Below are 20,672 nucleotides of genomic sequence, written 5' to 3'. Positions count from 1 at the left end.
GGGATGCGCATTGCGGTGACTGGCACGGGTGGCCGCGTCGGTCGGGCGTTGGCGGATCGGTTTGGTCCGCGCCACGAGGTGATCGAGTTGCCCCGTGAGGTGCTGGATTTGTCGGACCCGGATGCGGTCGGGCAGGTATCGGCGGGGGGCTTCGATGTGCTGCTGCATCCGGCGGCGATGACGTCGCTGGAGGGGTGTCTGGATGCGCCATTGCTGGCGCGGCAGGTGAATTTCGAGGCGACGGCGCGTTTGGCCCGGTGCTGCCGGAAGGCGGGGCGGAGGATGATCTTCTTCAGCACGGACTATGTGCTGGGCGGGGACGAGGCGGGTCTGCATGCGGAGGATGAGGCGGTGGATCCCCGCTCGGTGTATGCGATGACGAAGGCGGATGCGGAGGAGGCGGTGCGGGAAGAGGGTGGATGTGTGATGCGGGTGTCGTGGGTCTTCGGCCCGGAGCGGGCGGCATTTCCGGATCAGGTGGTGCAGCGTGCGCTGGCGGGCGAGTCGCTTGCGGCGGTGGGGGACAAGACGTCGTTGCCGTGTGCGACGCGGGATTTGGCGGACTGGGTGGAGCGGGTGGTGGCTGAGGGGTGTCCGGCGGGTATCCTGCATGCTTGTCAGGGTGGCGGTCCGACGAGTTGGCACGGAATGGCGGAGTTCATCGTGGCGCGGCTGGTCGAGCGGGGGGAGCTGAAGGAGCCGGTGCGGGTGGAGGAGCAGCGGCTGGATGAGATGGAGGTTTTCCGTGCGGTGAGGCCGCGGCATACGGCGATGTCGACGGCGCGGCTGACGGATCTTCTGGGGGAGGCGCCGCGGGATTGGCGGGAGGCGCTTGGGGATTACGTGGATGGTGTTTCCATAAGCCGTTGACCGGTATGGGGGCGCGTGCCAGTGTTAGGCACTTCTCATGAATCGCTGTATTTCTTTCCTCCCCGTAGCCTGTCTGGCGCTTGCCAGCTGTGAGCTTGGCGGTCCGTATGACTCCGGTGGCTTCGATCCTCTGGACCCTGCGGGTGGCGGTGGTGCCGGTGTGGCCGTGGCCAATACCGGGTATCGTCCCGGTGAGTTCGTGCGCTCGGTCTCACCGAACACGGCCTTTTTCAAGAACAAGCCATCCGGGGACGCGACGGCGGATCGCCTGCTGCCTGCGGACACGATGATGAAGGTGATTTCCGACGACGGGAGCTTCGTCAAGGCCGAGCTGGATAGCGGTGAAGTCGGCTTCGTGCCTTCGGTCATGGTGATGGGCAAGGAGGATCAGGCCGCGCAGTATTCCGGCAGCGAGTATCAGGTGTATCCTCCGGTTGATGGGGTGATCCCGCTTCAGGGCGACCCGACGACGACTGACCCGGACGTGCCGGTGGTGCCTCCGACCATCGATCCGGATGCGCCGGCGGACTTGCCACCGCTGCCTGATGACGCCCCGACGCCTGGTCTGGGCGCCGAGCCACCGCTGCCAGATCCAACGACTGAGGAGGCCAGCCCGGACGATGTGGCGAGTGAACCGGAAGGCGCCGCTGACCCCGAGTAAGGCTCGGGAGTTCGAACCCAATCATGAAAAAGCCGCGGGTCGTGAGACCCGCGGCTTTTTTGATGGATGGGTGTGAGGGGTGGACCGTGCGCCTCCCGTTCAGCTCAAGCCCTGCAGGGCGGCCTTGACGGCGGCGAAGTCAGGGAGGTCCTTCGGGTGGTCCTGGACTTCGGCGTATTGGATCACGCCGGCCTTGTCGACGACGAAGGCAGAGCGCTTGGCCACGCCACCCATGATCAGATTGGCCTCGGGTAGGAACTGGTCGTAGGCGACGCCGTAGTCGGCGGCGACGGTGTGTTCGTAGTCGCTGAGGAGCTGGATGCCGATACCTTCCTTCTGGGCCCAGGCTTCCTGAGCGAAGGGGTTGTCACCGGAGATGCCGATGACGGTCGCATCGAGGTCTTCGTAGTCCTTGATGCCGGAAGTGATGTCGCAGAACTCTTGGGTACAAACACCAGTGAAGGCCATGGGTACGAACAAGAGGACGAGATTGGTCTTGCCGACCAAGTCGCTGAGTTTCACGAGTTCCGGGCCATCAGGGCCTTTGCTAACGAGAGTGAAGTCGGGGGCTTTGTCGCCAATTTTGAGTGCCATGATCTTTTCGGGGTTGTTGCTATGAAGAATTCGTCGGCAGCATAGGCTGAAGTGGCGTCAGGTCAACGGATCCAAAGGACATGAAATTCGATTTTTCCAAATTGGGACAAGAACTTGCCGGAGGCAGCGGCATCGAAGAGCTGATGGCGGACCTCGGTGAGGCCCTGAATTCCGGGGGTGACGACATCCGGATGCTCGGGGGCGGGCAGCCGGCACACATCCCGGAAGTGAACGCGATCTGGCGTCGGCGGATGGAGGAAATCCTCGCCGAGCCCGGAGCGCTGGAGCGGATGCTGGCGAACTACGACCCGCCGAAGGGGAACCCGAGATTCATCGAGGCGCTGACGACTCTTTTCCAACGCGAGTTCGGCTGGCCGGTCACGGATGCGAATTTCTCGGTCACGGCGGGTGGTCAGACGGCCTTCTTTTTCCTCTTCAACCTGCTGGCGGGGGAGATGCCGGATGGGAGCCGGAAGCGGATCCTGCTGCCGCTGGTGCCGGAGTACATCGGCTATGCGAACCAGGGGACCTGTGGTAACTTGTTCCGCGCCGTGCCGCCGAAGATCGAGAAGACCGGCGAGCATGAATTCAAGTATCGGGTCGACTTCGATGCGTTGGAGATCACCGACGACATCGCGGCAATCTGTGTGTCGCGCCCGACGAACCCGACCGGCAATGTGCTGACGGACGGCGAGATCGAGCGCCTGTCGAAACTCGCCAAAGCGCACGGGATCCCGCTGATCATCGACAATGCGTATGGTGCTCCGTTTCCCAACATCATCTTCGGGGATGCGACGCCGGTGTGGGATGAGCACATCATCCTGACGCTCAGTCTTTCGAAGATTGGCCTCCCGGGCACCCGCACGGGGATCGTGGTGGCGCATCCACGCATTGCGGCGGCGATGGCGTCGATGAGCTCGGTCGTGGGTCTGGCGAATCCGAACATCGGTCAGACCATCGCGCGCCCGCTCATCGAGAGTGGGGAGATCCTGCGTCTGGCGAATGAAACGGTGAAGCCGTTCTACATCGAAAAGTCACGTCAGGCCCGCGAGTGGGTGGCGGAGAGCTTCGGTGAAGGATTCGACTACTATGTGCACCGTAGTGAAGGTGCGCTTTTCCTGTGGCTGTGGTTCCCCGGTCTGCCGATCAGCTCGGCGGAGCTCTACGAGCGCCTGAAGGCGCGGGGTGTGCTGATCGTGTCCGGGCACTATTTCTTCTTCGGCCTCGAGGATGAGGACTGGCGTCACCGCCGTGAGTGCCTGCGCATGACCTTCACGATGGAGGAACGGATCGTACAGGACGGCATCCGCACCATCGGCGAGGAAGTCGCGCGCGCCTGGGCGGAGGCCCAGGCGTAGAGGCATAAGGGCCCTTACTCGAAGAAGCGCTTCAGGGTGCGCTGTTCGTCGGGGTCGAGCGACTCCCGCCAGACGCGGTCGCCACCGGATCCCGTCGACTGCACGCCGCCGCCGGTCTGTGTGCCGGTGGCTGATTTGTCGACCTCGTGCTCACCGTCCTGGAGCTGGAGCAGATCACCGGGAAGGGAGCGGGAGAGGTCTTCGGCTTCGAGGGATTCGAGGTCGCCGGTCTTCAGGGAGTCACCTTCCTTGCCGAGCACGCCGGGAGCGTGGCCGGGTCCGCGTTGGACGCCGCCGTTGCCGTTGCCGGGTCCGGGTTGGTTGCCCTGTTGTCCGTCGCCCTCACACTGACCGTCGAGCAGTTCGTCGAGCCATTCATCGCCCTCGCCTCCACCGCCGCCTCCTTGGCAGTCCTTGCAGGCCTGTCCGGCCTTCTGCATGTTTTCGCGGAGTTGCTCGAGCTGTTCCTGATTGAGGTTGCCCAGTTGGTTCGGATCGAGCTGCTGGAGTTGGTCGAGGAGGTCGGGATTCGGTTTGAGTGCGCCGTTCTGCAGCCCCTGCAGGGCCTGATCGAATTGGTTCAGGAGTTGGTCCTTCTGGGCCTGCGGGATGTTGCCGGCATTCTGTTGGAGGTTGCCGAGGGCGCGTTCGGCGCGGTCGAGGTCGCGTTGCAGTCGTTCGAGTTCGGACTTGTGCTGCTGCTTGAGTGAGTCGGTGGCTTCGAGCGACGAGTGGCTGAACCATTCCTCTTCTTCCTTCGATCGCAGTTCGTCGAGTTTCTTCTGCATCTCTTCGAGGTAGGTCTCGTCGATGATGTCATCCTGTCCGAGGCGTTCGAGGTCGGCTTCGATCTGTTCCCAAGCGAGCGGGGCTTCGGGTGGATCTTCATCTTCTCCGGGCAGGGCGGAGACGGGGATGAGAAGGCCGGCGAGGAGGAAGGCGAGGACGGCGATGGGTGGGATGACGAGGCGCTGCCAGTTCCAGGACACCCCGGCATTGACCTTCTCGGGAAGCTCGGGCCATGGGGCGACGCCTGCCTGAGCGGCCGAGAGGGCATTGCGCATGCGCATGGAGTCCTCGATGCGGACCATGGAGCGCTCGGGAGTTTCAAAGTGACGTCGGGCGATGAACAGGGCGACGGCACCGACGGCGGCGAGCATGCCTGCCACGCCGAGGGCCAGCTGCCATGCGGCGGTTTCCGGGGCTTCGCGGCGCACGAACATCAGCACGCAGGTGCCGATCAGTCCGATGACGACGACGGGTGCCATCAGCGACTCAAGCCACCAGCCGAGATTGATGCGGCGGGCGATTTTCGAGGCTTCGCGCGACCACGCGGACTGAAGTTTGGAGGCAGGGGCGTCCTTCGACATGCCTCCATCCTAGCGCAGATGGGGCGGGGAGCGATGCGAAAGTTCGGTGAAGAATGGAAGGAGCGGAGGCTACAGCTCGGCTGAGGCTTCCTGGTCGAGGTAGAAATTCGCGTCCGGGTGTTCCTGCAGGAATGAGGCGCTGACCTGGTCCGTGATGGGGCCCTGGAGGGCATCCTTGACGATGGCCGCCTTGTGGGAGCCGAAGGCGAGGAGGGCGATGCGTCTGGCCGCGAGGATGGTGCCGCAGCCCATGGTGATGGCGCTGGTCGGGACCTGATCGAGTCCGCCGAATGCCGGCGCGGCATCCTGGCGGGTGATGGGATCGAGGTGGATCTCGCGGGTGCGGGAATCGCGTGGCGATCCGGGTTCGTTGAAGCCGATGTGGCCGGTGCGGCCGATGCCAAGGAGCTGGAAGTCGATGCCGCCGGCGTCGGCGATGGCCTGCTCGTATTCGCGGCAGTGGGCTGGGACGTCGTCGACGATGCCGCGTGGCAGGTGGATGTGGTCGGCGGGGATGTCGATGTGATCGAAAAGCTGGCGGTGCATGAAGCTCCAGTAGCTTTCCGGGTGTTCCCGTGGGAGACCGAGGTATTCGTCGAGATTGAAGGTGATGACCTGCTGAAAGGAGACCTTGCCGGCTTGGTGCAATTCGATGAGCGCCTTGTAGAAGGGAATTGGGGTGCTGCCGGTGGCGAGGCCGAGAACGGCGGGGCGTCCCGAGGCGTTGATGCTTTCGATCAGTCCGGCGACATCGAGGGCGAGTTGGCGGCATGCGTCTTCTTTTCTGCGAAAAACCGAGACATTTGGCGCTGTTGTCATCGCCGTGGACATGCGGGGCAGCCCGAAAATTGTCAAAACTAATTCCTCGGGAGGAGCGTGTCGGGGGGACAGGGAGTGGGCGCTGCAGGTGCCCGGGCGTCCTCGGGTTCCGCGGGATTTGTGGGAACTCCCCATCCCGCGGGGGGATCGGTGGCGGGCGTGGTGGCGGGGGCGCCTAGTCCAGCTTGCCGAGGCTTTTCTCGAGGTCGAGGTTCGGTGCGGCGCCGAGCTCGAGGGCTTTGGCGTAGTGTTCCAGCGCGTTTTTGCGTTTCCCCTGACGGTTGTAGAGGACGGCGAGGTTGTAGTGGGCCTCGGCGCTGGTGGGGTCGCAGGAAAGGGAGGTGCGGAAGGATTCTTCGGCGGCTTCGAGGTTGCCGTAGCGGAAGAGGGCATTGGCGAGGAGCAGGTGCCCTTCGGCATTGGTCGGGGCGTATTCGACCGCGCGCTCGAGCGATTTGATGGCGGGCTCGAATTCTCCGATCTTGGTCAGGGTGTGGCCGAGCATCCGGTGGGCGTAGGGATTGCGCGGGTCGAGCTCGGTGACTTGCTGGAACATGTCGGCGGCGGCCACCGGGTTCTCCAGCTTGTATTCGACGAGCCCCAGCATGCACATGGTCATGGTGTCGCCGGGGTTCCGCTCGATGACCATTTCAAAAATCTCGCGCGATGCCTGCGGGCGGCCTTCACGGAACGAGCGAACGCCGGCCTTGATGTAGGGTTTCAACTCGCTGCGCAGGCCGGCTTCGCTGCGTTCGACTTCCGACCGCGGCCGCGCGAAGGGCGAGACGATGACGCCGTCGACCTCCTGGCCGTCGATGACGCTGAGTTCCTCGGGCGAGAGGTTGAGCTCGGCGCCTTGGAAGATGTTCATCGCGGTGCGGATGTCCTCGTCTTGGCTGGCCTTCTCGCCGAGGGCTTCCATCAGTAGCTCGCGCGCCTGACTGCGCTTCTTCTGGATCTGCAGTTGTTTGTTGATGATGCCGCGCAGCACGGCGGCTTCCGCGGGGTCGACGTCGGAGGAGTCGAGCATCATGGCCTCCCGTTCGAGGCGGGCTTGCAGCTGGTCGAGCCGTTCCTGTTGCTCGGTGTTCTCGCGTCGGTATTCCTGAATGCGCAGTTTGCTGATGGCGAGGTCACGGAGGGCTTCGAGCAGGTCGTCCTTGGAGGCATCGCTGTCCTCCTGGAGGGCTTCGTAGCGGTCCTTGGTTTCGCGGAGTTCGCGGTCGAGCGCCATGTTCTGGTCGATGACCTCCTGGAGCTGGCCGGCTTCATTGAGCTTGAGCAGGGCTGCCATCTGGTCGCGCTCGCGCAGGAGTTCGTCGCGCTCTTCCTCCACTTCGTCGAGCGAGTCGCGGACTTCCTGGAGGGCGCTTTCGAGCGAGCGGATGTGCTTGTTGGCACGCGCTAGTTCCTTGTCCTTCTTGGTCAGCGAACTCTGCAGTTCCTTGATTTGATTGAGCTGGCCGGCGACCACTTCATTGGCGGCCTTGCGTTCGATCTCGAGGTTGCCCTTGGCGTCGGCGACCTGTTGTTCGAGTTGTTTCACCTGCTGAAGCAGGCGGCCACGCTCGACCTGAAGGGCATCGATCTGGGCTTTGGCCTGCTTGGTTTCGCCGCGGCTGGCATCGAGCGCGCGGGCCATGGCGGCCTTTTCGCCTTCGATGGAATTGATGCGTCGCGACAGGGCGTCGAGTTCGCGCTGCATCGGCACCTGGGCGGAGGAGCGGCGCAGGCGGTCGAGCTCGGCGCGGGTTTTCTGCAGTTCGGAAATGGCGAGGTCGCGTTGGCGTTCGGTCGTCGTCGGGTCGGCGTTGCCTCCGGTTCCGCGTTTGATCTGGTCCTGCAGTGCGGTGACCTGCTTTTCCAAGTCGGCGATGCGTCGTGACTCCAGCGTCTCGATCGGGCGCGTGGAGGGGATGGGGGCGGCGGGGATTCCGGTGTCGAGGCGGTTGGGCTGGTTGCCATCCGGACCGGCACCGGTGCGGGCGCCGCCTTCGAGCTCGGCGACGACCCGGGCGTCGGCTTCCTTCTCTTTCAGTGCCTCGGGGGCGACGGAGGCGATGGCGTTGACGGTCTTCGTGCGCCGGCCCTCGACCATCTCCTTTTTCCACTCGGGGAAGGATCGAGCGATGGTATCGAAGAGCTGCTGGGCGCGACGGTATTTTTCAAGCGCCTCGGTGGCCTTGCCTTTCTCGGCGAGCTTGTCGGCATCCTTCGAAAGCAACCAGCCCTGGAAGTAGACGTCGGATGGATCGAAATTCGGGGCTGGCTGGGCGGCCGGGCGCGGGGCGAGCTGGGCGGGCGCGGAAACGACGCCACCCACGGCCCACAGGCAGGCAGCGAAGAGGGGGAGACGCATGGTTAATCCGTTGAGGCCCTGAGGCATAGCGGGCGGAGGCTAGGCGAGCGTTGGCGCGAGGTCAAACATGGAACCGGGGGGCGCTGAAGCCCTTGGTGGCCCTTATCTGGCCGGGTAAATCACGCTCGTGTTCGCCGTTTCAAAGAGAACGATGCGGGAGACGGCGAGTGTCTTGGACAGTTCATCGAAGATCCACTTGGCGAGGTTCTCGGCGGAGGTGTGGAAGTCGAACAGGTCGTTCAGGTTCTTGTGGTCGAGGTAATCGACGATGGGGTTCACCTCGGCGGAGATCTCGGCGTAGTCGATGACGAAGCCGCGTTCGTCCAGTTCGCCATCCACTTCGACGCGGAACTTGTAGGAATGCCCGTGGAGGCGCCGGCACTTGTGCCCTTCCGGAAGGTGGGGAAGGGCGTGGGCGGCCTCGAAGCGGAACTCCTTGGTGACGGTGAACATGCGGGGAGTCTTGCGCTGCGGCCGCGGAGATTCAAGGCAGCGGGAGGGAAATCCGTATCAACCCGTATCGGGTGGTCAGAGCAAGCCGTGTTCGCGAAACGAGTGGTAGGGCTCCCTTCCGGGGGCGGGGCGACCGATCACGATGTGGTCGACGAAGCGCAGGCCGAGGAGTTCGGCACCTTCCTGCAGTCGCCGGGTGAAGGTGCGATCGGCCTGACTCGGGGTGGGATCGCCGGAGGGGTGATTGTGGATGAGGACGAAGCCGTAGGCCTTCCGCAGGATCACGGGTTGGAGGATTTCCCGCGGGTGGGCGGTGGTCTCGGTGAGCACGCCGGAGCTCACGGTGGTGGTGTGGACGTGTTCGAGGCGGGTATTGACCATGGCGACGATCAATTTCTCGTGGGCGAGGTGGGCCAACTGCGGGCCGAAGGCCTGGTGGATGCGTTCCGGGCTGTCGAGTGGGGTGGCCGAAATTTGTTCGCGTGCGAGACGTGCACCCATCTCGAAGGCGGCGGCGAGCTGGCAGGATTTCGCCGGTCCCAGACCGGGGCAGCTCATCAGTTCCTCGAGGTCGGCAGAGCCCAGTGCATGAAGCGACCCGAAGTGTCGGAGGATGTCGCGGCCCAGTTGGATCGCGCTCTTGCCTTTCATGCCGGTGCCCAGGAATAGGGCGAGGAGTTCGGCATGGTCGAGATGGCCGGGGCCGTGACGAGCCAGTTTCTCGCGCGGCTTTTCGTCATCCGGTAGATCTCGCATGAGTTCACTCACAGCGTGGATCTTCGGCAGTGGCCGGGGGGGTGTCGATGATGGATGTGGCCGGGTGAATGGAATCCGTAGCTCGTCCGGCCGAGGGACTCGGATGGAACGCCCGTCTCAGGGCTGCCAGTCCTTGATGAACTTCTGGTCGTCTTCGCTCAGGGAAGAGATGGCGATCTCGAAGCGTTTTCCCTGCACGCGGATGATCAGGGTGTCGTCCAGCTTGCTGACGAGTTCGGCCTTGATCTCGCGTCCTTCGGCGTTGGTCAGGGTGCGGAAGGTTTTCGGTTTCAATCGGGAGGTGGTGATCCCGCCTGATTCACGCGCGCTTTCGTCCGGGTTGTCGCGCTGGACCTCGCGCAGGTTCTTGTCCTCGTGGACGAACAGGATGCGGTCGATGTTGAAGTTCTTCGACCTGCCGGAAATGGTCAGCTCGTAGGTCTCGCCCGACTTGAGCTGATAGAGTGCGGGGTATTTCTTGTGGTTGACGTCGAGCTGGGTGGTCCAGCCCCATCCGTCGGCCGATCCTCCGAACATCTTGGTGTCGGTGCGCAGGATCTTGAGCGGAGCACCACCTGCTTCGTCGAAGTCTCCGTCGAGGGCGACGAAACAGTCATTGGAGATGTCCTGACGTTTGGTTTCGAGGCGTTTGTGACCGCGGATCGTCAGCTGATAGACGCCGCCCTTGTTGATCTTGAATGCATACTTGAGCGGGGAATCGGGCGGTCCGCTTTCGGCCTTGTTTCCGGTGAACTCGATGTGGCATTCCCCGCTGAAGTCCTTGACGTCGGTCTTCTTGATCCAGCGTCGAAGATTGGACGTGGTGGATTCGGCCTCCATCGCGACGATGCCTTTCTTCTCGACAAAGACCGGGTCGTCGGCGTGGAGCGGGGCTGCTCCGATGATGAGCGTGAGCAAGACATTCCAAGGTTTCATGTGCATGGGGAGGTAGCGTAGACCCAGCCGGAAACCGAGCGGATTCCGTGTCTGCGGCCGTGGGCATTGTTGGATGGTGTTACGCGAGGATCGGTGATTTGCTGTCAGTGTGTTTGATTTCAAGTGCGAGTGCGAAGCGCTGCCGACCCGTCGATTTGCGGCCGGTGAGGTGGTCATTGAAGAAGGGGCGAAATCGGGAGCGCTGTATTTCCTGATCGATGGCAGTGTGGAGATTTCGCGGGATGGGACGCTGGTTGCCAAGCTGGATACTCCCGGCCTGGTGTTGGGTGAAATCTCGATCCTGTTGGACCGGACCCACATCGCGGAGGTGCGGGCGGTGGAGGATTGTTCCTTTCATGTGGCGGAGGACCCGGAGAAGTTCCTTCATGACCACCCGAAGGTCAGCCTCTACATCGCTCGTTCGCTGGCGAAAAAGGTCGATGTGACCACCTGCTATCTCGTGGATCTCAAGCAACAGTATGGAGCTGAGGAAGGACAATTGGGGATGGTGCACGAAGTGATCGATTCATTGCTTCAAGTGAAGCACTGATCAGGAGGGCGCTCAGGGAACGAGGGGGTGGCGCTGCAGCGGTTCCTCAAGGCAAGCCTTCTCGGCATTCTCCATGGAGACCCAGCTGGCTTCCTGCTTTTCGGTGTCGATCAGGGTGAAGGTCGGCACGCCGCCGATTTGCCGGCCGCCATTGAAAATCCAGGTGGAGCCGAGGAGATCGATCCAAGAACCTCGGGAAACGAAGGGGGCGTTGTGAATGTGGCCTCCAAGGACGAGCCAGGGATGGTAGGTCTGAATCCATTCGCGGAGTATCTCATCGCCACGGTCCCGGTGGCCATCCCACGCGACAGCGGTATCCATCGGAGGTGGGTGGTGTACCCAGATCCATCGCTTGCCTCGAGCGAGCTCAGCCTGTTCGGCGAGTTGGTTTTCGATTTGTTGGCGCACTTCGGGGCCGTCCCACCAAGGGAGCACGCTGAAAAAGAGATCGTCGCGAGCCACGCCGTCGCCGTCGCTGAAGGCGCTGGCCGGAAGGTCATCGAGGAGCCATGCGGCGGTTTTTTCGGAGAGTCGGGGATCTTCGAGGACATCGTGGTTGCCGGATGCCACGAGGAGCGGGGCCTTCGCTGCGATGCGTTCGAGGTACTTTCGGATCACCACGATCTGGGCTTCCAGCGGCACGATGGAGGCGATGTCCAACAGGTCTCCTGCGATGATCACCATGTCGAAGCGTTCACCCATCGACAGCACCCAATCCCACTGGCGCAGGGTGTAGTGGAGATCGGCGACGAGGAGGAGCTTCATCAAATGAGGATTTCAGGCCAGTTGCTCACGTGCCGACAGGGTTGGGAAGCGTTCGGCTGCATTGAAGGGCAGTCCGGTTTGGCTTCCTCAAGCCGTCAACCACGGTGTGCATCGTGGCAATGAAGGTGATGGTCGCTCCCGCCACGAGCATAAAGAGGCCGGCTTGCAAGGGAACCGGCGACGCTGAAGGGGGTGAAACCCTTGTGCTTGTTATTAGTCTTTCTTCTTCAACAGCGGGAAGAGGACGACGTCGCGGATGGTGGGGGCGCCGGTGAGCATCATGATGAGGCGGTCGATGCCGATGCCGATGCCGCCGGCGGGTGGCATGCCGTGCTCAAGGGTCTCGATGAAGTCGTAGTCGACGAGCTGTTCCTCTTCGCCGCCGGCCTGGTGCTCGAGGCGTTCGCGCTGGACGTCGGGGTCGTTGAGTTCCGAGTAGCCGGGGCTGATCTCCTGGCCGTTGATGATGAGTTCGTAAACCTCCACCGTTTTGCCGCCAGGGGTGACCTTGGCGAGCGGGATGAGCTCGCTGGGGACGCGCGTGACGAAGCAGGGGTCGAAGGTGTGCTCCTCGACCTTCTTCTCGAAGACCTGTTGGATGACTTCGTAGTCTTCCATTTCAGGCGAGATCTGGACGCCGAGTTCGTCGCACTTGGCGCGGCGCTGCTCGGGGGTGATGTCGAAGAAGTCATCGCCGGCGACGCCCTTGACGAGGTCATGGTAAGCGGCACGCTTCCACGGGCGCTCGAGGTTGATGGTGCGGATTACCTCGCCGTTCTCGTCCTTGTGTTCAATTTGCAGACCGCCGCAGAATTTCTCGGCGAGGAAGCAGGTGAGTTCCTCGACGAGTTCGGCCATGATCTCGAAGTCGGCGAAGGCCTGATAGGCCTCGAGCATGGTGAACTCCGGGTTGTGACGGCGTGAGATGCCTTCGTTGCGGAAGTTGCGGTTGAGTTCGAAGAGTTTGGTGAAGCCACCGACAAGCAGGCGCTTGAGAAAGAGCTCGGGCGCGATGCGCATGGTGAGCGGCATGCCGAGCGCGTTGTGGTGGGTCTCGAAGGGACGCGCGGCGGCACCGCCGGCAACGCTCTGGAGCATCGGAGTCTCGACTTCGAGGTAGCCGCGCTCGTGGAAGAAATCGCGGATGGCTCCGACCATCTGCGAGCGGGCGACGAAGGTGGCGGCGCTTTCCTCGTTCGACATCAGGTCGAGGTGGCGCTTGCGGTACTTCAGCTCGCGGTCGGCGACGCCGTGCCACTTGTCGGGCATGGGGCGCAGTGACTTGGAAAGGATGGTGAAATTTTCGACCTTGATGGTCGGTTCTCCGGTGCGGGTGATGAAGGTTTCGCCCTCGATGCCGAGCCAGTCGCCGCGGTCGAGGCATTCGAAGACGGCGAGTTGTTCTTCCGAGAGTTTCTTCACGGCGATGAAGCCCTGGATGTTGCCGAGGACGTCGGCGATGTGGAAGAAGCACGAGCGGCCCATGTTGCGGAGGCCGGTGATGCGGCCGGCGACCTTGACCTGCTGGCCTTCTTCGAATTGGGCGCGCAGATCGGCGGGGGTGTGGGTGGTCTCGAAGGCCTGGCCGAACGGGTCCACGCCGAGTTCACGAAGCTTGGCGAGTTTCTCGCGGCGAACGGCGATGAGTTCGGCTTCGGTCGATTGCGGGGCTTGCGGCGTCGTGTCGGCGTCGGACATGCGCGGAAGAGACCAGAGACTCCGGCCCTGAGGCCAGAGAAAAGAAGCGCCGGTTTCAGTCGTTTTCGAACTTGAAGGTGGCGACCCAGGCGCGGAGGTCGCCGGCTGCGGCGGCCTTCTCTCTGAAAATGCGTGCGGCCTCGCGCTGGCCGATGCCTTGGGCTTTGGTGGCCTCTTCAATCAAGCGGCCGACGTAGGAATCGCGGACGGTCATGGCCTTAGTCAGGAATTCGCGGTCGAGCTCTACCTGTTTCTTCGCGTGGAATTTGGCGATCTCGTGCAGCGGAGGGTGGTAGGTCGAGTCGGGTTTGGACGGGATGTTGTCGGGCAGACGGCCTCCTTTGACCTTGGATTTCACGTTGCGGACACGGGGGCGCCATTCGTCAATTTCGGCGCTGTTGCGTCGGCGGCGCAGCCAGATATCGAGCTGCCAGAGGTAGTCCTTGGCATTCTTGAGCACGGCCTTGTCCCGCAGCAGATCGAACTCGTTGAGCAGTTCGCTGGCTCGTTGTTCGAAGGCCTCGAGGTCGTCTGACGGCCGGCGTGGCGATTCGGAGCGGGTTTCTTCGCTCCATTCGATGACCATGCCGGAGGCCTGGTGGTCGGAGTCGACGCCATACCAGCCCTTGTTCGGCTGGATGAGCAGGGTGTCGCCTGCGCCGGGGCGGGAGTCATCGGCCCAGCGGGCGAAGGTCCAGGCTTGCTGGTCATCCCACTGCCAGAGGTCATTGCGGTGGGTGGCCCCGAGCCACAGCCCCTGGGGTGCGGAGAGTCGGCTGAGCTGCTTTTCCAGCCAGTCGGCCTCCTCCATGGTCGCTGCGCTCATCAGCTTCCCGCCGCCGACTTCGGCGAGGTCGATGGCGTCGGCGTGGGTATGGGTTTCCTGAACGATCAGGATGCGGCGGTTGCCGAAGGTCTGGATGCCGGGCGGATAGAACGGGTTCTCGGTTTCCTGCGACGCAGCGCATTCGGCGAGGATCTGGCGCAGGTTGGTGGGATTGGAACCATCGCGGTGCCACTGGATGAAGAAGGGGTGGGCTGCGGTGGCGCTGGCGGTCTCGATGCCTCCGTCTCGACGGATGGCGGCATGGGACCCGTTGCCGGCGGGTGGTGTGTCGAGGTCCCAAGGCAGGCTGCTCACCCACTGCCAGAAATCGGGTGAGGTGCGTGAGGCTCCGATCCAGGTGAGCTCCTTGGTGGGGTCGTCTTCGGGCGGCGGTGGGATGGAGGCGGCCAGCCATTCGAGCTCGGCCTGGTCGCGGATGATCGGCAGGTGGCCTCCGTAGGCGCGGGCGAGCCGGCTGGCGGATTCCCACGGGGTGGAGCGGGGGACGTAGAAATAGTGGGAATCGCCGTGGGTCAGGGTGCCGATCGGCAATTCGCTGAAGTTTCCCTCGGCGAGGGCGGAGCGCAGTCGCAGGAGCGATTGTGCCGGTGTTTCATTGCTTGGAGGGGGCGGATTTGCCGGGGGAGTCGGTGCGGGTGGCTGGGTGGCCACCGGGGGAGCTTCGGGGACGACCGGCACCACGGGGCGATCCGGCCAAAGTGGCTCAGGTGTAGGGGGCTCGGGCGTCGGGGTGGTGGGTTCGGTTGGGTTGGCCGGTGGAGTTGGGAGGTTCTCCACGGTCTGGTTTTCTCCCCGGGCTTCGCGTATTTTCCAGGTGGTGACGAAGGCCGTGGCGAGGACTGCGATGATCGCGAGCGTCCGGATCAGGGCTTGGTGGGGGGAGCGTTTTCGGCGCGATCTTCGGCGTGATCGCTTCGGGGCAGGCGCTGCCGAATGCGTCTGCATCCATTGCTCGAGGCTATGGATCATCGCATTGGTGCTCTTGAAGCGCTTGCTGGGATCCGCGTGGCTGGCCATGCGGCAGATCTTCTTCAGGTCCGGGTCGGCGATGAGTTCGTCGGAGAACTTGTCGTCATCGGCCGAGATGCCGGTGAGCAGTTCCTGCAGGATCACCCCGACTGAGAAGATGTCTGATCGAGGGTCGGCGAGCTCCGGGTGATGGCTGATCTCAGGGGCGGTGTATCCCGGGGTGCCCATGGCAAGTCCGCCAGCCTGGTGACCGGCCGGGCGGGCCAATCCGAAGTCGGCGATCTTGGGTTTGCCGGAAGAAGTCAGCAGGATGTTGGCGGGCTTGATGTCACGGTGGACGATGCCCGCCTTGTGCGCTTCGCCAAGGCCGCGGCAGATGTCGAGGATCCAGCCGACGGCCTTCTGGGGGTCGATGGCGAACTGGTGGGCATGGTCGAAGAGCGATTTGCCTTCAACGTATTCCATCACGATGAAGAGCAATCCGTCGACGTCGCCTGATTCGTAGATCGTGACGAGGTTGGGGTGAGTCACCTTGGCCATCACCTGGGCTTCGGCTTCGAAGCAGGCGCGGTAGCCGTCGTCGTCGCCCAGCTCCGGCGGGAGGACCTTGATGGCGACGTCGCGTTCCAGCAGTCGATGTCTTGCCTTGTAAACGGCGCCCATGCCCCCCTTGGCGATCAGCCGCTCGAACTCGAATGCCGGCAGGGACGCGGCAAGCGATTCGAGGGATGGTGCGACGAAGGGGTTGTGGGACATTTCCGTATCAGGTGAGCGCGTGGACCGTGCCCGGACGGGTGGCGGGTTTCGATGAAAAATCGACCGGCAGGGGAGCCGGATACGTCACGCGTGCGTGGCTTTTTGCAGTCAGGTATCGCCAGGAAGGGCAGGGGGAGTAACTCCGTGGTGCAGGACCCATGCCATGGCAAGCAAAGCGCTGCCAAGAGACAGTGTGCCGAGAAGCCAAATGATCTCAAAAAGAATGGGGAATTCGTAGATGAACTGGAGGCTCATCCACAAATCGCCAGGAATCGCCGAGACGATCCAAAGCAATCCGTAGAACAACCAGATGAGCAGGTGGAGCAGGCTGGCGACCGCGCCGATCCGGGCTGCGGGAGTGGATGAGAACAGGTGCAGTCGCCAGAAGGCGAGCAAGAGCATGACGCTTGTGATCAGGGCGCCCAGCGAACTGATGGAGCTGATGATGGCACTGAAGATCATGACGGCTGGACGAGTTGGGCCTGATGGTCGGCGATCTGTTGGCGGACGATTTTCAGGAACCCAAGTGCGAGGAGGAGGACTCCGACCTGTCCGAGCGCCCCGAAGAGCTCGCTGACCTGGAAGTAGTCGGCGGAGACGGGGGTTTCGCTGATGAAGTAGCTGGTTGATTCGTCGTCTGGGAAGAACTTGCCCTCCAGCAGTCGGCTGATTCGTTCGAACCCGACGATGGCCGAGGCGAGGGGAAAGATCTGGGAGATGCACAGGATGATGGCTCCGGCCTTCATTCGTCGGGGCACGGTGAACCGGCGGCATCGAAGTACGACGAGCAGCAGAATCAGGCTGCAGGCTGCCAGGGTGATGGCGTTCAGTTGATAGCTCATGCGGAAGGAGTGTTCTCCGAGGTTTTAGTGGATGCGGATTTCCTGAATGGCCGGGCGAGGGCGAGGGTGATCGCGGTGAAACCCGCGAATTCGAACAGGCGCGAGGCGTAGGAGATGATGGTGTTTGCGGTCGAAGTGGCCTCGAACCATTGGACGCCGCTGAATCTGAGCTGATAGATCAGGAGTGCGCTGGCGGCCACGGACAGGCAAACGAGGATGGCTTGGATGAGGATGCAATAGAATCCGACCCGCCACGCTTCTTGTCCTTCGAGGCGGTGGAGCTTGCCGCAGGAGAGCAGCAGGCAGGCGAACATCAGCCCGTAGAGGAGACCGAAGCAACCGAAGATGATGAAGAACGATGCCGGGAGGAAACTCATGGTGTTTCGGGCAGGACTTGTTGGGCGGCGACGGCGGCGCGCGTGCGGCGACGGGCGAGTGTGAAGATGCCGATGGCGAAGAGGAGCATCCCGGCCAGGTTGATCAGCCCGGTGATGGTGCTGTAGTTGAGCCACACGCTGAGGGATGACCGGGCATAAGAAGGTTCTGCAGCCCACTTGTCTGGGATCAAAGTCTGGAGGATGACTTCGAATCGTTGCTCACCAATGATCATTTCCGCCACTCCGAGGGTGGAGATGAACACCATCAACCATGGGCCGATGACTGCGGTCAGTGGGAATGATCCGCGGCTTCTTCTCTTCAGGCAAACGGTGAGGAGAGCGACGTAAAGGGCGAAAAAGACGAGGGTGATGAAGGGTTCGACCGTGGCCATGATGGGAGTCCTGTCGGGACCAGGAGGAGATCCCTAATCGAAGATCCCCGGTGTGTCGAACCCGGGAGGCGATGGATTGAAGCTGGAAGCTGTCACGAAAGTCAGGGTATGGAATCGGTCATCATGAGTTCCAACAAACTGACGGTCGTCGCCAACATCCATGCCAAAGCCGACCAGGTCGAGCTGGTGAAAGCGGAACTGGAGAAGCTCATCGACATCACGAGGGCGGAGAAGGGCTGCATCAACTACGATCTTCATCAGGACAACGAAGACCCGGCCCACTTCCTGTTCTTCGAGAACTGGGAGACCCGGGAGCTGTGGGAAGAGCACATGAAGGCGAAGCACCTCGCCGACTATCTGACCGCCACCGAGGGAGCGGTTGCTGACTTCACGATCCACGAGATGAGCCAGATCGGTTAGATTGCGCCCGCCTTGTCGGTTGACCGGCTCGCCCATCGGGTTCGGCGGGTTGCCGGCTCTGGAATGCAGCTTGATCCCTCGTCGTCGGACTGACAGGATCACGAGATGGACGCCAAACCCGAGGGGAAAGTGACGGCCGTTGGTTCCGATCAGGAACTGGATGGCATCGAGGATCGGATCCGGAAGCTCCGGGCTGATCTGGATGAGCTGGGCCAAGAGGGAGTGACGCTGGCGACCCGCTATCAGAATGCGGGTGCGTGGGCGATCCACTACAGCAATGTGCGCTTGGCGGTGGCCACCTTCTCGGTCACGGCCTGCATCGGGATCATCGCGTTGTCAGAGGGTTCTCTCGACACGTGGAAGGCGGCGGGCATCACCATGATCGCTGTGTTCGGATGGATCGTCTTCGCCTGGGCGAGCCACCAGAACTGCAGGATGCTGATCCGACAGCGGCAGATCGCGGGGGCGGGCAAAACCTTGGAAAAATACTTCTCGCAGGTGGAGGGGGAAACGCTCGACTCGAAATCGCTCCCGAAGACGATGCTGGTCGGCAGGCGCGGGACGGTGATGACCGGTGATATCCCCTTCAAGGTCGTTTCAGTGATCACCACGCTGGCGGTGATCGGCGTATGGGCGACGCAGTGCCCGGTCATGTTTGACCGATGATGTCGGCGGTCACTGCGGGACCGCAGCGGGGTGGAGACTAGAAGCTCCAGCCGAGGCCGATGGTGAAGCCGAGGGCGTCGATGCCGGGGTTCGGGTTGGTCTGACCGCCGTTGGAGTGGTGGACGAAGTACGCCCCACCTAGTAGTGAGAGGTTCTCGGCGATCTCACGACGGATGCCGAGGTGGGCGAACCAGTTCAAGGTGAAGTCCTGACCCTGCCCGCCGGGGACGCGGGTGGAGTCGGTGAGGCCGACACCGCCACCGATGGAGAAGAAGAACGAGGTGCGGGCGTCGGGAAGCCAGTACTCGATCGAGGGGGCGCCGCCGAGACCGATGTAGTAGGATTCGGGCCCTTGGACGATGCTCTCCATCATGAGCGAGAAGCGGCCACGGACGATGAGCCGGGCGCCGTTCTCATCCTCCCACCATGTCATGTGGGTGGGGGTGCGCAGGGTGAGTTGGGTGGGGATGATCTCGTAGTCGATCGGGGTGTTTGAGCCGATGTTCCAGGTGTAGCCGGATTCGAGGGTCAGTTCCCAGGCGTCGGCAGGATGGGCGGGATCGGGAGCGCTGGTCGGAGTGATGAGTTCGCCGGCCGAGGCCACAGCTGAAAGTGAAAGAAGGAGGATGAGGGATTTCATGAATTCGTAGACAAGTAGTTAACCTAGGTTAAGTTTATGGTTGAGACGAAGTGTTGGGTGTGTTACTGCCACTTGGTTTCATTCATTATTCGTAGGGATCGGTTGGCCCCGTCAGGTTTTCGAATCTGGCGGGGCTCCCTATTTTCCGGGTCAGGGCATGTCATCCTCGTCCCCGGGGACGGGCGGGATGAGGTCTTCGCGCATGAGGAGTAGCTGCAGGTCGAGATCGTGAAGCAGGTCGGCGGGGGTGCCGGCCACGGTGGTGGCGTAGGGAGCGAGTCGGTCGAGCTCCGCGACGGCGCAGTGGACCATGGAGGTGACGATGTCGGGATCGTATTTCTCTTTCTCGAAGATGTTGGTGATGCGGAAGACGAGGCGCTCGCGGTCGATGTCGTATTCGAATCCTCCGAGGTTGAGCGACTTGTTGGCTCGTGCGAGGAGTTCGAGTCCGGCTTGCAGGTGGTCGTCGTCGAGCGGCAGCGGCATCTCACCGATCACGGCGAGGGCATTCATGGGCGTGTAGGCCTGGGCGATGAGCTCGATGCGTGTGTGGTGACCGGAGAAGACGGCACGGAGGACGTCTTTGCCTTCGACGGGTTCGCAGTGCCAGCTGTTTCGGCCGAAGGCATCCTGAACGGACTCGATCTGCAGGGAGGGTGGGCGCATGTCAGGATTGCGGATTGGAGATTGCGGATTGTCGATTGTTTTCGATCCGATGGGTGAGGGCTTTGGCGAGGAGAGGGCGTTTGGCCTTGGGAATGGGGGAGAGGGTGAGGTGGATGCCGGACGACTGGGAGTCGTCGAAGTGGAGGGTGATGAGGTAGTCGCCGACTTCGACCGAGTCGATCTGGCCCCATGGGACCATCTGCATGCCCTTGACGGGGCGGAGGAGGGGGAAGATCTCGACGCCGAGGGGGCTGAGGATGAGGTAGGCCTTGCGTGTGCAGTGCAGCGCGGCGCGGACGGATGCCCAGCAGATGAGGGAGGGAAGCAGTGCCCATGCGGGATGCGGAAGCGCGGGGTTGTCGGCGCGGTGGAGGGAAATGGAGACCAACAGGATGGCGACGGCGGCGCAGATGGCGGCGCTGATCCAGAAGGGCACGGCCTGGGCCGCGCGGGTAAAGCGAAGTTCCTTGTGAGGCTCGGTGACGCCCATGGGCGGAGTTTGGGGGATGGGGTTCCAATGTCGAATCGCGATTGGGTCGATCCAGAAATCGGCTTGAGTTTCTGCTTGCTGGGTGTTCAGTCGCGTCAATGCATCGCTTGATCGCCTGCCTCATCTTTCTCAGCGCCATCGCTGGAATGGGCAGTCGTGTGCTGATTCAGCCGCTGGGTGCAGAGGTCGGCTGCGTGCCGGTCGAGAGTTCCTGCGAGGGTCATGACCACTCGCATGATCATGATCACGACTCGCCTTCGGATGATTCGCATGGTCCTGATTGTCCGGCGACCCCCCACCATCACCATGGTGCCCAGTGTTCGTCGGGAATTCTCGTAATGGATGATGTAAGGCACTGCCGTCTGGTGGCCCTTTGGGGACAGCGGACGCAGTGGAACCATGGCGATGATGCCGCGCC

General features: G+C 62.6%; 24 protein-coding genes. 6 read left to right on the top strand and 18 right to left on the bottom strand.

Going from position 1 to position 20,672, the window contains the following annotated elements:
- Nucleotides 1–3 precede the first annotated feature (3 nt).
- Nucleotides 4–870, top strand: coding sequence for an SDR family oxidoreductase (locus JIN81_RS14615; protein ID WP_200281336.1), 867 nt, complete (start codon nucleotides 4–6; stop codon nucleotides 868–870).
- A gap of 37 nt (nucleotides 871–907) precedes the next feature.
- The gene (locus tag JIN81_RS14610; protein ID WP_200281333.1) at nucleotides 908–1,531 is read left to right on the top strand and encodes a hypothetical protein; all 624 of its coding nucleotides are present in this window, start codon (nucleotides 908–910) and stop codon (nucleotides 1,529–1,531) included.
- 99 nt (nucleotides 1,532–1,630) lie between these two features.
- Here the strand turns inward: JIN81_RS14610 and JIN81_RS14605 are convergent, their stop codons facing one another.
- Nucleotides 1,631–2,125: a redoxin domain-containing protein gene (locus tag JIN81_RS14605; RefSeq protein ID WP_200281330.1), complete on the bottom strand. Its 495-nt coding sequence runs from the start codon at nucleotides 2,123–2,125 to the stop codon at nucleotides 1,631–1,633.
- Between the two features lie 80 nt (nucleotides 2,126–2,205).
- Between JIN81_RS14605 and JIN81_RS14600 the strand changes: the two genes are divergently transcribed.
- Nucleotides 2,206–3,483, top strand: coding sequence for a valine--pyruvate transaminase (locus JIN81_RS14600; protein ID WP_200281327.1), 1,278 nt, complete (start codon nucleotides 2,206–2,208; stop codon nucleotides 3,481–3,483).
- A gap of 14 nt (nucleotides 3,484–3,497) precedes the next feature.
- Here JIN81_RS14600 and JIN81_RS14595 read toward each other — a convergent pair whose 3' ends face one another.
- The 6 genes from JIN81_RS14595 to JIN81_RS14570 all read right to left on the bottom strand — a co-directional run bounded on the left by JIN81_RS14595 (nucleotide 3,498) and on the right by JIN81_RS14570 (nucleotide 10,176).
- Nucleotides 3,498–4,853 carry a hypothetical protein gene (locus JIN81_RS14595; protein ID WP_200281324.1) on the bottom strand — a complete coding sequence of 452 codons (1,356 nt, stop codon included), beginning with the start codon at nucleotides 4,851–4,853 and terminating at the stop codon, nucleotides 3,498–3,500.
- 69 nt (nucleotides 4,854–4,922) lie between these two features.
- Nucleotides 4,923–5,672 carry a glucosamine-6-phosphate deaminase gene (nagB, locus tag JIN81_RS14590; RefSeq protein ID WP_200281320.1) on the bottom strand — a complete coding sequence of 250 codons (750 nt, stop codon included), beginning with the start codon at nucleotides 5,670–5,672 and terminating at the stop codon, nucleotides 4,923–4,925.
- Between the two features lie 175 nt (nucleotides 5,673–5,847).
- On the bottom strand, nucleotides 5,848–8,031 hold the full coding sequence (locus JIN81_RS14585) for a tetratricopeptide repeat protein (protein ID WP_200281317.1): 2,184 nt from the start codon (nucleotides 8,029–8,031) through the stop codon (nucleotides 5,848–5,850).
- 102 nt (nucleotides 8,032–8,133) lie between these two features.
- Nucleotides 8,134–8,484, bottom strand: coding sequence for a 6-carboxytetrahydropterin synthase QueD (gene queD / locus JIN81_RS14580; RefSeq protein WP_200281315.1), 351 nt, complete (start codon nucleotides 8,482–8,484; stop codon nucleotides 8,134–8,136).
- 75 nt (nucleotides 8,485–8,559) lie between these two features.
- On the bottom strand, nucleotides 8,560–9,252 hold the full coding sequence (gene radC / locus JIN81_RS14575) for a RadC family protein (RefSeq protein WP_325100890.1): 693 nt from the start codon (nucleotides 9,250–9,252) through the stop codon (nucleotides 8,560–8,562).
- Between the two features lie 105 nt (nucleotides 9,253–9,357).
- Nucleotides 9,358–10,176: a hypothetical protein gene (locus tag JIN81_RS14570; RefSeq protein WP_200281310.1), complete on the bottom strand. Its 819-nt coding sequence runs from the start codon at nucleotides 10,174–10,176 to the stop codon at nucleotides 9,358–9,360.
- Nucleotides 10,177–10,285: 109 nt separating this feature from the next.
- On the opposite strand from JIN81_RS14570, the gene JIN81_RS14565 reads away from it, so the two are divergent.
- Entirely contained in the window at nucleotides 10,286–10,726 is a 441-nt protein-coding gene (locus JIN81_RS14565; protein WP_200281308.1) for a cyclic nucleotide-binding domain-containing protein, read from the top strand.
- Nucleotides 10,727–10,738: 12 nt separating this feature from the next.
- On the opposite strand, the gene JIN81_RS14560 is transcribed toward JIN81_RS14565, so the two are convergent.
- The 7 genes from JIN81_RS14560 to JIN81_RS14530 all read right to left on the bottom strand — a co-directional run bounded on the left by JIN81_RS14560 (nucleotide 10,739) and on the right by JIN81_RS14530 (nucleotide 17,372).
- Nucleotides 10,739–11,491 (bottom strand): metallophosphoesterase family protein, encoded by a 753-nt coding sequence (locus JIN81_RS14560; protein WP_200281306.1) that lies wholly within the window; start codon nucleotides 11,489–11,491, stop codon nucleotides 10,739–10,741.
- A gap of 213 nt (nucleotides 11,492–11,704) precedes the next feature.
- Nucleotides 11,705–13,189: a lysine--tRNA ligase gene (gene lysS / locus JIN81_RS14555; RefSeq protein WP_200281304.1), complete on the bottom strand. Its 1,485-nt coding sequence runs from the start codon at nucleotides 13,187–13,189 to the stop codon at nucleotides 11,705–11,707.
- 55 nt (nucleotides 13,190–13,244) lie between these two features.
- Entirely contained in the window at nucleotides 13,245–15,761 is a 2,517-nt protein-coding gene (locus tag JIN81_RS19335; RefSeq protein ID WP_200281302.1) for a protein kinase domain-containing protein, read from the bottom strand.
- A gap of 108 nt (nucleotides 15,762–15,869) precedes the next feature.
- Nucleotides 15,870–16,223, bottom strand: coding sequence for a hypothetical protein (locus JIN81_RS14545; RefSeq protein WP_200281299.1), 354 nt, complete (start codon nucleotides 16,221–16,223; stop codon nucleotides 15,870–15,872).
- Nucleotides 16,220–16,603: a hypothetical protein gene (locus tag JIN81_RS14540; RefSeq protein WP_200281295.1), complete on the bottom strand. Its 384-nt coding sequence runs from the start codon at nucleotides 16,601–16,603 to the stop codon at nucleotides 16,220–16,222. Before JIN81_RS14540 ends, JIN81_RS14545 begins: the two co-directional genes overlap by 4 nt.
- Nucleotides 16,600–16,980 carry a hypothetical protein gene (locus JIN81_RS14535; protein WP_200281292.1) on the bottom strand — a complete coding sequence of 127 codons (381 nt, stop codon included), beginning with the start codon at nucleotides 16,978–16,980 and terminating at the stop codon, nucleotides 16,600–16,602. The genes JIN81_RS14540 and JIN81_RS14535 overlap by 4 nt, the downstream gene beginning before the upstream one ends.
- Nucleotides 16,977–17,372, bottom strand: a complete 396-nt coding sequence (locus tag JIN81_RS14530) for a hypothetical protein (RefSeq protein WP_200281289.1) — start codon at nucleotides 17,370–17,372, stop codon at nucleotides 16,977–16,979. The genes JIN81_RS14535 and JIN81_RS14530 overlap by 4 nt, the downstream gene beginning before the upstream one ends.
- A 123-nt stretch (nucleotides 17,373–17,495) precedes the next feature.
- Between JIN81_RS14530 and JIN81_RS14525 the strand changes: the two genes are divergently transcribed.
- Nucleotides 17,496–17,792, top strand: a complete 297-nt coding sequence (locus JIN81_RS14525; RefSeq protein WP_200281286.1) for a putative quinol monooxygenase — start codon at nucleotides 17,496–17,498, stop codon at nucleotides 17,790–17,792.
- A gap of 105 nt (nucleotides 17,793–17,897) precedes the next feature.
- Nucleotides 17,898–18,458, top strand: a complete 561-nt coding sequence (locus JIN81_RS14520; RefSeq protein WP_200281283.1) for a hypothetical protein — start codon at nucleotides 17,898–17,900, stop codon at nucleotides 18,456–18,458.
- 37 nt (nucleotides 18,459–18,495) lie between these two features.
- Here JIN81_RS14520 and JIN81_RS14515 read toward each other — a convergent pair whose 3' ends face one another.
- From JIN81_RS14515 to JIN81_RS14500, 4 genes are all read right to left on the bottom strand, one after another.
- Nucleotides 18,496–19,098 carry an acyloxyacyl hydrolase gene (locus JIN81_RS14515; protein ID WP_200281281.1) on the bottom strand — a complete coding sequence of 201 codons (603 nt, stop codon included), beginning with the start codon at nucleotides 19,096–19,098 and terminating at the stop codon, nucleotides 18,496–18,498.
- Nucleotides 19,099–19,248: 150 nt separating this feature from the next.
- Complete coding sequence (locus JIN81_RS14510; protein ID WP_200281278.1) at nucleotides 19,249–19,764, bottom strand: type III secretion system chaperone family protein; 516 nt, start codon at nucleotides 19,762–19,764, stop codon at nucleotides 19,249–19,251.
- 1 nt (nucleotide 19,765) lies between these two features.
- The gene (locus tag JIN81_RS14505) at nucleotides 19,766–20,254 is read right to left on the bottom strand and encodes a hypothetical protein (protein ID WP_200281275.1); all 489 of its coding nucleotides are present in this window, start codon (nucleotides 20,252–20,254) and stop codon (nucleotides 19,766–19,768) included.
- A gap of 95 nt (nucleotides 20,255–20,349) precedes the next feature.
- Nucleotides 20,350–20,526: a hypothetical protein gene (locus tag JIN81_RS14500; protein ID WP_234044982.1), complete on the bottom strand. Its 177-nt coding sequence runs from the start codon at nucleotides 20,524–20,526 to the stop codon at nucleotides 20,350–20,352.
- Between the last annotated feature and the right edge of the window lie 146 nt (nucleotides 20,527–20,672).

The organism is Haloferula rosea (assembly GCF_016595525.1).
Lineage (GTDB): Bacteria > Verrucomicrobiota > Verrucomicrobiia > Verrucomicrobiales > Akkermansiaceae > Haloferula > Haloferula rosea.
The sequence above is the reverse complement of the archived record's forward strand: the minus strand, read 5'-3'. Positions and strand labels throughout refer to the sequence as shown.

Bases quoted from the DNA above. Each gene is read 5' to 3' on its own strand.
- JIN81_RS14530 (WP_200281289.1), bottom strand. From the start codon at position 17,372: ATGGCCACGGTCGAACCCTTCATCACCCTCGTCTTTTTCGCCCTTTAC.
- lysS (WP_200281304.1), bottom strand. From the start codon at position 13,189: ATGTCCGACGCCGACACGACGCCGCAAGCCCCGCAATCGACCGAAGCC.
- JIN81_RS14535 (WP_200281292.1), bottom strand. From the start codon at position 16,980: ATGAGTTTCCTCCCGGCATCGTTCTTCATCATCTTCGGTTGCTTCGGT.
- JIN81_RS14570 (WP_200281310.1), bottom strand. From the start codon at position 10,176: ATGAAACCTTGGAATGTCTTGCTCACGCTCATCATCGGAGCAGCCCCG.
- queD (WP_200281315.1), bottom strand. From the start codon at position 8,484: ATGTTCACCGTCACCAAGGAGTTCCGCTTCGAGGCCGCCCACGCCCTT.
- JIN81_RS14540 (WP_200281295.1), bottom strand. From the start codon at position 16,603: ATGAGCTATCAACTGAACGCCATCACCCTGGCAGCCTGCAGCCTGATT.
- JIN81_RS14615 (WP_200281336.1), top strand. From the start codon at position 4: ATGCGCATTGCGGTGACTGGCACGGGTGGCCGCGTCGGTCGGGCGTTG.
- JIN81_RS14560 (WP_200281306.1), bottom strand. From the start codon at position 11,491: ATGAAGCTCCTCCTCGTCGCCGATCTCCACTACACCCTGCGCCAGTGG.
- JIN81_RS14600 (WP_200281327.1), top strand. From the start codon at position 2,206: ATGAAATTCGATTTTTCCAAATTGGGACAAGAACTTGCCGGAGGCAGC.
- JIN81_RS14510 (WP_200281278.1), bottom strand. From the start codon at position 19,764: ATGCGCCCACCCTCCCTGCAGATCGAGTCCGTTCAGGATGCCTTCGGC.
- JIN81_RS14595 (WP_200281324.1), bottom strand. From the start codon at position 4,853: ATGTCGAAGGACGCCCCTGCCTCCAAACTTCAGTCCGCGTGGTCGCGC.
- JIN81_RS14585 (WP_200281317.1), bottom strand. From the start codon at position 8,031: ATGCGTCTCCCCCTCTTCGCTGCCTGCCTGTGGGCCGTGGGTGGCGTC.
- JIN81_RS14525 (WP_200281286.1), top strand. From the start codon at position 17,496: ATGAGTTCCAACAAACTGACGGTCGTCGCCAACATCCATGCCAAAGCC.
- JIN81_RS14515 (WP_200281281.1), bottom strand. From the start codon at position 19,098: ATGAAATCCCTCATCCTCCTTCTTTCACTTTCAGCTGTGGCCTCGGCC.
- JIN81_RS14605 (WP_200281330.1), bottom strand. From the start codon at position 2,125: ATGGCACTCAAAATTGGCGACAAAGCCCCCGACTTCACTCTCGTTAGC.
- nagB (WP_200281320.1), bottom strand. From the start codon at position 5,672: ATGACAACAGCGCCAAATGTCTCGGTTTTTCGCAGAAAAGAAGACGCA.
- JIN81_RS14545 (WP_200281299.1), bottom strand. From the start codon at position 16,223: ATGATCTTCAGTGCCATCATCAGCTCCATCAGTTCGCTGGGCGCCCTG.
- JIN81_RS19335 (WP_200281302.1), bottom strand. From the start codon at position 15,761: ATGTCCCACAACCCCTTCGTCGCACCATCCCTCGAATCGCTTGCCGCG.
- JIN81_RS14520 (WP_200281283.1), top strand. From the start codon at position 17,898: ATGGACGCCAAACCCGAGGGGAAAGTGACGGCCGTTGGTTCCGATCAG.
- JIN81_RS14505 (WP_200281275.1), bottom strand. From the start codon at position 20,254: ATGGGCGTCACCGAGCCTCACAAGGAACTTCGCTTTACCCGCGCGGCC.
- JIN81_RS14500 (WP_234044982.1), bottom strand. From the start codon at position 20,526: ATGCGAATCATCCGAAGGCGAGTCGTGATCATGATCATGCGAGTGGTC.
- JIN81_RS14610 (WP_200281333.1), top strand. From the start codon at position 908: ATGAATCGCTGTATTTCTTTCCTCCCCGTAGCCTGTCTGGCGCTTGCC.